The following is a 444-nucleotide window of genomic DNA, read 5'->3' as shown; positions in this document are numbered from 1 at the left end:
CCATTACTGACGTTTTGATCCCTGCTTTTTTAATTTTAGTGACCGCATTGTAGGTTGATTCAGCTGTTTCGCCTTTCTGAATACGCTTCAGAACCTCGTCATCACCCGATTCAATACCAACATACAAAATAGAGAGCCCTTTGTTTTTTAGCTCTACTAGCTCTTCTACTGTCTTATTCGCAATATTTCTAGGTAAGCAATAAGCACCTACTCTAGTTAACTCAGGAAAAGCTTCGTTGAGCGCATCTAAAATAGCACTGAGGCGACGGGTTGATAAAACCATAGCGTCGCCATCTGCTAGAAAAACTTTATGGACACCTACAAGCTGTTGACGGGCTTGATTAATGTCGTTTAATACATCTTGCTCCTTACGAGCATAAAACTTCTTCTGAGGATCAGTGTACATTTCACAAAATGTACACTGATTCCAACTACAGCCATTAG

Annotated in this window: 1 protein-coding gene; it reads right to left on the bottom strand. The window is 40.3% G+C overall.

The genetic code is table 11. The features are described 5' to 3' along the window. Positions 1-406: radical SAM protein (locus BTA35_RS16770; RefSeq protein ID WP_202931307.1), on the bottom strand; the 406-nt coding region annotated here is incomplete at its 3' end. Positions 407-444: the final 38 nt, after the last annotated feature.

This window comes from Oceanospirillum linum (genome assembly GCF_001995095.2).
GTDB lineage: Bacteria > Pseudomonadota > Gammaproteobacteria > Pseudomonadales > Halomonadaceae > Oceanospirillum > Oceanospirillum linum.
This window is presented reverse-complemented; position numbering and strand designations above follow the sequence as displayed.